Origin of the sequence: Kaistella treverensis (assembly GCF_900114045.1) — a bacterium.
In the GTDB taxonomy this organism is placed as follows: domain Bacteria; phylum Bacteroidota; class Bacteroidia; order Flavobacteriales; family Weeksellaceae; genus Kaistella; species Kaistella treverensis.
The window spans coordinates 219,525-228,708 of record NZ_FORQ01000004.1; the positions used below are offsets into that span (position 1 = coordinate 219,525).

The 9,184-nt window shown below is 33.3% G+C and carries 11 protein-coding genes; all 11 read left to right on the forward strand.

What is annotated here, in order from left to right; translation table 11 throughout:
* Positions 1-300 precede the first annotated feature (300 nt).
* The 11 genes from BMZ55_RS11285 (at position 301) to BMZ55_RS10740 (ending at position 8,934) form a co-directional block, all read left to right on the forward strand.
* Positions 301-492, forward strand: coding sequence for a hypothetical protein (locus BMZ55_RS11285; protein WP_143068775.1), 192 nt, complete (start codon positions 301-303; stop codon positions 490-492).
* Positions 476-988, forward strand: coding sequence for an RNA polymerase sigma factor (locus BMZ55_RS10695; RefSeq protein ID WP_233701942.1), 513 nt, complete (start codon positions 476-478; stop codon positions 986-988). The genes BMZ55_RS11285 and BMZ55_RS10695 overlap by 17 nt, the downstream gene beginning before the upstream one ends.
* A 1-nt stretch (position 989) precedes the next feature.
* Positions 990-1,655: a hypothetical protein gene (locus BMZ55_RS10700; protein ID WP_089820332.1), complete on the forward strand. Its 666-nt coding sequence runs from the start codon at positions 990-992 to the stop codon at positions 1,653-1,655.
* Between the two features lie 167 nt (positions 1,656-1,822).
* Positions 1,823-2,365 carry a hypothetical protein gene (locus tag BMZ55_RS10705; protein WP_089820333.1) on the forward strand — a complete coding sequence of 181 codons (543 nt, stop codon included), beginning with the start codon at positions 1,823-1,825 and terminating at the stop codon, positions 2,363-2,365.
* Positions 2,366-2,578: 213 nt separating this feature from the next.
* The gene (locus BMZ55_RS10710; RefSeq protein WP_143068776.1) at positions 2,579-3,139 is read left to right on the forward strand and encodes an SRPBCC family protein; all 561 of its coding nucleotides are present in this window, start codon (positions 2,579-2,581) and stop codon (positions 3,137-3,139) included.
* A 307-nt stretch (positions 3,140-3,446) separates the two neighbouring features.
* Entirely contained in the window at positions 3,447-3,983 is a 537-nt protein-coding gene (locus BMZ55_RS10715) for a DUF2975 domain-containing protein (protein ID WP_089820335.1), read from the forward strand.
* Positions 3,984-3,986: 3 nt separating this feature from the next.
* Positions 3,987-4,208 (forward strand): helix-turn-helix domain-containing protein, encoded by a 222-nt coding sequence (locus BMZ55_RS10720; RefSeq protein ID WP_089820336.1) that lies wholly within the window; start codon positions 3,987-3,989, stop codon positions 4,206-4,208.
* Between the two features lie 276 nt (positions 4,209-4,484).
* A complete protein-coding gene (locus BMZ55_RS10725) occupies positions 4,485-5,021 on the forward strand; it encodes a hypothetical protein (RefSeq protein WP_089820337.1) in 537 nt (178 codons plus the stop codon).
* Between the two features lie 240 nt (positions 5,022-5,261).
* Positions 5,262-5,753 carry a hypothetical protein gene (locus tag BMZ55_RS10730; RefSeq protein ID WP_089820338.1) on the forward strand — a complete coding sequence of 164 codons (492 nt, stop codon included), beginning with the start codon at positions 5,262-5,264 and terminating at the stop codon, positions 5,751-5,753.
* A 46-nt stretch (positions 5,754-5,799) separates the two neighbouring features.
* Positions 5,800-8,340, forward strand: a complete 2,541-nt coding sequence (locus tag BMZ55_RS10735; protein ID WP_089820339.1) for a cation-translocating P-type ATPase — start codon at positions 5,800-5,802, stop codon at positions 8,338-8,340.
* 123 nt (positions 8,341-8,463) lie between these two features.
* Positions 8,464-8,934 carry a hypothetical protein gene (locus BMZ55_RS10740; RefSeq protein WP_089820340.1) on the forward strand — a complete coding sequence of 157 codons (471 nt, stop codon included), beginning with the start codon at positions 8,464-8,466 and terminating at the stop codon, positions 8,932-8,934.
* Positions 8,935-9,184: the final 250 nt, after the last annotated feature.

A 9,184-nucleotide genomic window follows, 5' to 3' on the forward strand; every position in this document is an offset into this window, starting at 1 on the left:
ATAACAAAGTATTTCTATTAGCGGGGTTGAAGTTTACATCATAAAGATTTTCGCTAGTTGTTCATTTTGTTATATTTACAAAAACCAATTATAATAATCCCCGCCAACAGAAATACCCAACCGTTATGTGCAAGCGGAAGAAAAACTTCAGGAATAACATCAAACTTCTTCTCCGAACTTCACTAAAAGTTTGAGCTGAATTCTTGACTGAAAAAATTTTCTTCAAAAAAGTGTGATTTTTGCAACCATTGTGCGAATAATTAAGAAAAGACGAATACTTCTTAATAAAATCGAACTAAAATGGAATACAAAAACATCAGATTAATTATTGTTGTTGTTACAGCATTTACAATACTCACAACAGGTTGTAGCATTTCGATAACTAGAAATTATTATAGTGAAAAACCAAAAACACCAATAAAAACAGACAGCACAACCTATGTTTTACAGTTAGGTTCTCAAACGCACAAACCGAATGATGGACAAAAATAGAACAGCCAATTTTCTTGTTATTGTTGAGAACAATAAAGGTATTCTATTTAAAGTCGCAAACTCATATTGTCGGAATATTGAAGACAAAAAAGACCTCGTTCAAGAAATTATTTTGCAATTGTGGAAATCATTTGACAACTACAACGAAAAATTTAAATATTCAACTTGGATATACCGAATTTCCTTGAATGTAGCTATTTCGTTCTACAGGAAAGAGAACAGTAGAAAACGGATTTCAAACCCGATTACGACAGATATTTTTGATTTTTCCGACAAAGAAATATCTGATGAAAAAGAAACCGACTTGGGAATATTGAATCATCTAATTTCAGAATTAAATGATTTGAACAAAGCCCTAATTTTGCTATACCTCGAAGAAAAAAGTTACAAGGAAATTTCAGAAATCATCGGAATTACAGAAACCAATGTTGCAACAAAAATTGGCAGAATTAAAAGCATACTAAAAAAGGAATTCAATCAACTTAAAATTCAATAAAATGGAAAATATAGAACTCATAAATATTTGGAAAGAGCAAAATGTCAAAATAGAAAAAACATTGACAATTAATAAATTACTTTTAAAAGAGACTATTGGCAGAAAGGCAGAATCTACTTTAAACGGCTTGGTTAAATTAAAAACGGCAGGAATAGTAGCTTTTGTATTTTATCTTCTCATCTTAGGCTACGCCTTGTTTTATGCTATTTCAAATTATTCTTCGGCAAGTAATTATTTTATTGTTTCAGTTTCAGCAATCGCTTTGATAAATATAAAAGGGTTTGCAGACTATATTAAACATCTTGCTTGGACAAAAAATATAAATTACGATGGTAGCATAATTGAAATTCAGAAACAATTATCAAAACTTCAACTTTCCATAATTGACCACGCTAAAATTATGTGTTTACAATTTCCCTTTTTTACAACATTTTATTTGAGTGACAATTGGTTTCCACAAAACGTAGGATTACCTTATATTATCTTTCAAATAATCCTAACAGGTAGTTTTATTTACTTTTCCTTTTGGTTGTATAAAAATCACAAACCCGAAAATCTAAATAAAAAATGGTTTAGAAATTTAATAGCAGGTTCAGGAGGAAAATCCGTTGAAAAAGCCATTGAATTCTACAGAGAAATAGAAGAATTTGAAAAGGAAAATGGTTGAATAAAAAAAGCCAACACATAACAAAGTATATAAAAAATAGCGGTTTAGGTGCTAACCTGAACCGTTTTTATCTTTAATTAAGTATCTTGTTTTCCGAAAAGTTAGTTCTTAAAATCCGCTACTTTTCATATACTAACCGTTATAGGTAACCTTAAAAGACGACAATTGTGAACATTTTAGACATTCAAAATAAGACTGTTCAGGTTGACAATTACCAAGCGACATTTTTGACGCTTAAAATTGACGACCAGTTATTTCGTTTTGACCTTATTGACAAAAAGGAATTCCACTTAAAAAAGGGAACACTTGGACAGTTTAGTACTTATGAAACACATCCATTACTTATTGACTATAATGAAAATATTGTAACGACCTACATAAACTCAAAGCCAGACAATTTTGACAATTTTGTGGCTGACTTTGAAAATGCAATAAACGAAATAACCGAAGGTTGGCGTAACTGGACAAATTATGTTTCGGACAGAAATATAAACTTTACGGTAGACACTTTTTTAAGCAATGTAAAAAGCGGAACAGGAAAACTAATGGAAGCTCCTTTTTCAATTGCACAAAAAGCAATTAAGGTTTGTGACAAACATAATGTTGCGACTAAAACATTTGGAAATGAATTAAAGCAAGACAACTTTAAACTAATATTCATTGGCGACAATTATGTAATCGCAAAGGAATTTAGACGACATTTCAATTGACAATGGAAAGAAAGGCTACCTATAACAGGCGTTTGGCAAAAAAGCGGGTTCAGTGCTTAATGAAGCTTTGTGCTTCGTATCAAATTCAGTGCTGGCTGACAGTTTAGTGCTTCGAAATCCGCTTCTTCGCCAAGCGCCAAAACGTCAGCAGTAATTCAAACACCATAAATATACAGACAAATAAATAGGACCTTTAAATAAATTAACATTATTATGAATACACATAAATGTACTTATATTTTCCTCTTTTTTTTTGCGACTTTGACAGTTCATAGTCAGACATTAAAAAATACTTCATACAAAAATCAATCAGGTGAAAAGGTCTTACGTCTTGAATGTGTTCTGCCAGTTAGCTTAAATGATGCGTGGGAACTTTTCACAACTGACGAAAAATTAAAAAAATGGATAGCACCATTAGCCCATATAGAATTGAAAGCGGGTGGCTTTATTATCACAAACTATGACAAATCAAAAAGTCTGTCAGACAGCAGTTCAATTAAATTACCGATTACAAGCTTTATTGACAACGAAATACTTGTATTGAAAGTTATCCTCAATGATAATTTTGTAAAAAGCGTAAGAGAGAGTGATGGAAATCTTCAAGAAATTATTCAATTTAGAAAGGTTGACGACAAGCACACAAAAATAGTTTCATCTATGATAGGTTGGGGAACAGGAACTGACTGGGACAAAACCTATGATTTTTTTGTGAAAGGCAACGAATGGACATACCAAGAACTACTAAATAATTACAATAAAAATTCACAGCAATGACAGAAGAACAAACGTTAACAGCGTTTTGGCTTAATTGCGAGTTCAGTGGTAAATTGAAGTGTAGTAATTCTCATAAACATTTGTGCGTGGTTGATTAGTATAGTGCTCCAAATCGGTCATTAAGCCAAGCCGCCAACCGTTATGCGGCAGCTTAAAGACTACACTTCACGTAAACCGATACACACGATATTGTCGTCTACCTGACTTTTCAAGTAAGACAATCATTTTTTTTCTTTTTCAAAAAATATTTATTGTTTATCAATAAATATTTATTACTTTTGCTACCTCATTACAAATTTATATCACAATGTCAAAAACAAACAAATTCGTTTTTTGGGGCTTATATACGGTAGCTTGGCTCATTTTTGTAGGTTTATCTATTGAAGCGGGCGGCTTAATAGTAAATTTCATTTTTAGTCTGTTTAAGCCAGAGTTTCTCCCAAATCTTTATCAAAAGCTCGACTTAACTGAATTGTATAGAGAAAGCAGAATGGCATTTTTCGGTGTTTATAGCTTTATCCTAACCATTTCAGTTTTAAAAGCCGTTATGTTTTACATAGTTATTAGACTCATGCACAAAATGGATTTGACAAAACCCTTCAACACTTTTGTTGCGAGACAAATTTTACTCATTAGTTATTACACCCTTTCAATTGGGTTGTTAAGTTACATAGCCAAAGAGGTTACTAAAAATTTGATGCATCACGGTTTAGCTAGCAACATATTAAACCCGTTTTGGGAAGACAGTCAAGCATTTATTCTAATGGGAGCAGTTGTATATATTATTGCAACTATTTTCAAAAAAGGAGTACATATTCAAAACGAAAACGATTTAACTGTATAAACTATGCCAATCATTGTAAATTTAGATGTAATGATGGCAAAGCGAAAGATGTCGCTTAATGAGCTGTCAGAAAATGTTGAGTTGACTCTTTCAAATCTTTCTATATTAAAAACGGGAAAAGCAAAAGCAATACGTTTTAGCACTTTAGAAGCTATTTGTAAGGCTTTACACTGCCAGCCTGCTGATATTTTGGAATATGTAAGTGAACAGAAGAAAAGCACGTAACTTTAAACAAAAAGTAAAACACAGTGACACATTTTGACATTCACAGTAACTACAAATTAGTAAGAAGGACAATATCAAAAATCAAGACGAAATGACTTTGATAGCAAAACTTCCTGAACTGAACACCATATTTTTTTTAAAAGTTATGTCAAACGCTTACAAATGTTTACATATGCCTATATTATTGTTTTTCAATCAATTGCCGCATAATTAAACACTATTTTATTACGTAGGTATTGCGTATATTTGAGAGTTATCTGCAAGCTTATCAAAAATATGGCAAGAACAACATTAGAAGATTTTTTAAGAAGATCTAAAGAAACTCACGGTGACAAATATGACTATTCAAAGGTAAGATATACTACTACCGAAGCTAGGGTTATAATAGTATGTAGAGAGCACGGTGAATTTGACTTAAGACCTAGAGCACATTATGCGGAAAACAGAGGGTGTCCGCAATGTGACAATAGTCAAAAAAGTGGGTTTCACAAAAGTATCTGGTATGATAAAAGCAAATATTTGTATTTAATTGAATGCTATGGAAATGGAGAGAAATTTTTAAAATTTGGAGTAACAATTACTGATATTGAAACTCGTACTTTGAAAGGTGAGTTACCATATTCCTATAAATTACTTTTTGCTAAGAAAATTAAAATTGGTGAAGAAGCTATGGAGATGGAAGCAAAAATAAAAACAAAGTATTCTAGAATTTCTTACAAACCATTTAAACCATTTAGAGGAAGTACAGAATGTTTACCAATAGAAATTAAAGAAAGTGTATTAAAATATATCAAAAACTTAACTGAAGAATAAAGCCTGCAGATAACAAGGGTTTGCCAAAAGCGGGGCTGAAGTTCTTCGATTGAGCATTTGTGCAAGGCTCAACAGTAGTAATTCTATTGAACTTTTGTACTAAAAATCCCCGCCTTCGGCAAGCCCCGAAACGTTATAAGCAAGCCTAAACAACACATCAATCTAAGAATCATTTTTAAAAGTGACATACATCATATTTCTATTGAAAAATAAAGATGACCTTTAAGAAAAATTAATACAATGGATCAAACACACATTCACTTAGTCATCACCCATCTGCCGATATTCGGTTCAATTTTGGGTGGACTTGTTCTTGCTTATGGTCTTTGGACAAAAAGCAATGAGACGAAAGTTGCCGCTTATGGTCTATTTTTTCTTTCTTCAATTGGTGCAGGCATTGCATACATAACAGGCGAACCTGCAGAAGAAAGTGTAGAACATTTACCAGGGATTTTTGAAGTAACAATCGAAAGACACGAAGATTTTGCAATCTACGCTTTGGTTTCCCTAATCATTTTAGGATTGGCTTCCATCTTAGGAGTATACTTGACTTTGAGAAAATCGCCTGCCACAAGAACATTTGCATTTGTAATTTTTCTTATTTCATTAGTTAGTTTCGGACTTGTTGCAAGAACAGGCTTTTTAGGTGGACAAATAAGACATTCAGAAATTGTGAAAGACCTAACTATTCCACTTAAAAATATTGAAAACCAAGAAGATGATGATGACTAATAGAGCTAACAAAATCTTTTTTGTATGCAATAAAAGTTAGCTTAAAATGCCTGTGAATCAATTTAACATAAAAGGATTAGATAGCGAACAAGTTAACTTTTCAAGAGAAAAATTTGGGCGCAATAAGCTTGACTATAAAAAAGAAAACACCTTTTTAGATGTTTTACTTCGGATAGTTAAAGAACCTATGACCATTTTATTGTTGGTGGCCTCTACTATCTATTTTATTAGTGGTGAAACAGGTAATGGCATTTTTATGGTCGTTGCTATCCTTTTTATCGCTTCCATTTCATTATATCAGGATTCGCGAAGTAAAAACGCCCTTGAAAAATTAAAGGATCTGTCCCAACCCCATTGCAAAGTCATTCGGAACGGAGCCCTTATTGAAATAAAAAGTGAAGAATTGGTGGTTGGTGATTTTCTCTTGGTAGAAGAAGGGACCTCAATCACCGCAGACGGAACCATAGTACAATCGAACGATTTCTCTGTCAATGAATCAATCCTTACAGGCGAATCGCTTGCCGTTTTTAAGGATAAAGACAAAGAAGACAGATATATTTATAGCGGAACCATTGTATCTAGTGGATTGGCCATTGCTGAAATTACAGCTATTGGCAACGAAACCAAACTGGGTAAAATTGGAAAGAGTTTAGAGAGCATCAGCGAAGAAAAAACACCTTTAGAAATTCAGGTATCCAATTTTGTCAAATGGATGGCTATCGTAGGGGCTATCGTTTTTGTGCTTGTTTGGGTCATCAATTATTGGCAATCAAAACATATTTTAAACAGTTTACTTCAATCGCTTACTTTGGCAATGAGCATTTTACCCGAAGAAATTCCTGTGGCTTTTACCACCTTTATGGCACTCGGGGCGTGGCGATTAATGAAGTTGGGAATTGTAGTAAAACAAACCAAAACCGTAGAAACCCTTGGAAGTGCTACGGTAATCTGTACAGACAAAACGGGAACGATTACTGAAAACAAAATGAGTTTGGCCAAACTGTTTGTTTTGAAAAATAATAAAATTGTAAGCCCTCAAGAAGAATTAAACGACAGCGATAAAGAGCTTATAGAATTATCTATGTGGGCAAGTGAACCCATTCCGTTCGACCCTATGGAAGTGGCATTGCATCAAGCATATAAAAACCTGATACAAACTGATGAACGACCTAATTTCACACTCGTTCACGAATATCCTTTAGGCGGCAAACCTCCAATGATGACGCACATTTTTTCGGATAGTAATGGTCGCAAAATTATTGCCGCCAAAGGCGCGCCCGAAGCATTAATCAATGTATCTAATCTAAACGAAACGGAAATACAACAAATCCATTATGCTATCGAGGTTTTAGCAACTGAAGGATACAGGGTTTTAGGTGTAGGTGTTTCAAATTTTGAAGGTGAAGATTATCCTTCACAACAACAAGATTTACCTTTTGAATTTAAGGGGATAGTTGCCTTTTATGACCCGCCAAAAAAGAATATTCAGCGAGTAATGGAAGATTTTTATACCGCAGGCATACAAGTGAAAATTATTACGGGTGATAATGCAGCTACAACAGCTTCCATTGCAAAGCAAATTGGTTTTAAAGATTATGATAAAACCATTTCGGGAGATGAGCTGATGGAACTATCGGAGAATGAATTGAAGACTCGGGTGATGGACACGGCCATTTTCACTCGAATGTTTCCCGAAGCCAAGCTGAAAATAATCAATGCTTTAAAATCCAACAATCAAATAGTAGCAATGACTGGTGATGGCGTAAATGATGGCCCTGCTTTAAAAGCGGCACATATTGGCATTGCAATGGGACAAAAAGGAACTGAGATTGCCAAGCAGGCAGCTTCCTTAATTTTATTGGAAGATGACTTATCCAAAATGGTGGAAGCCGTGGCAATGGGAAGAAAAATATATACCAATCTAAAAAAAGCCATTCAATACATCATTTCTATACATATCCCAATCATTCTCACGGTATTCATTCCATTAGCCCTCGGCTGGATTTATCCGAATATTTTTTCTCCGATACACATCATTTTTTTAGAGTTAATTATGGGACCCACTTGCTCCATAATCTACGAAAATGAACCGATGGAACCGAACACAATGTCGCAAAAACCGAAACCACTATCCACTACCTTCTTCAATCTAAAAGAGCTTTCTATTAGTATTATGCAGGGATTCGTCATTACAATTGGAACATTGTCTGTTTATCAGTTAGCGGTGGCAAGTGGTTACAATGAAGCGATTACGCGAACAATGGTTTTCACCGTTTTAATAACGGCCAATATTTTTCTTACATTAATCAACCGTTCATTTTATTATTCTATTTTAACGACCTTGAAGTATAAGAATAATATGGTTTTATTTATTATCTTTATTACAATCGCTCTAGTGGGGTTAATACTTTATGTAAATCCTTTGACTGTATTTTTTGAATTTGAAGGGTTGAATTTGAATCAACTTTTAACCAGTATAATAATCGGTTTTATTTCCGTTATTTGGTATGAAATAATAAAAATAATAAAGCGAGCAAAAGTAAGTATAATAGAAAGGCCAGCTTATAACAGCGTGTATGAAAAATAGCGGGTGAAGTGCTAAACCGAAGGTCAGTGCCTTCTTTGAAACTTAGTGCAAAATTGAAAGTGAATACCTTTTAATCCGCTACTTCTCATACACGCAAAACGTTAGCAGAAATACTTCCCAATTATGCGCAGCATTATTATATCAGTAATTTTTATGTTTCTAGCATTCGCATGTTCAAAAGTTGAGAACAATAATTCTGAAAAAACAGAAAGTTTTATTAGAGATTGGAAAGTTGTAAGATATCCTTACTCAAATGCGACACTAACATTACTTAAAAATAACGAATTTAAGTATGAGGAAACTGGTCACATCAGTGAATTATACTCGGAAGGAATTTGGAATAAAAAAGGCGATACTTTAGTGGTAAATTCCTTTCGACCAAATAAGTGTTTATATGTTGACGACTTTTCTTTAAATAATGAAGAAACTTTTGAGTCAATGGTAACAACAATAAATAATTGCTTTCCTGAACCAAATGTTAGAATGTTCACTGAATTTAGTAATGAGAAATTTATCATTAAGAAAGATTCTTTAATTTATCTGAATCTCAATAAAGATTACAAACAAAAATATGGCAATTATAAAATTTACTGAAAAAAGTACTTCTGCTAACAAAGGTTTGGCAATAGCGGGCGGGAAGTTTTCAATTGTAGATTTTTGCTTCGATAGAAAATTGTATTTTAGTTGAAAGTTTCGGCTTCGAAATGCCCGCCATCGCCAAGCCCCGAAACGTTGTGCGTCATATTTCTACCAGACCGAATATCAATCATTAACATAAAATAAATTTAACAAAATGACAATTGAACGTAAAATTAATTTCCTAATGGCATATGCTGTTGCAAGT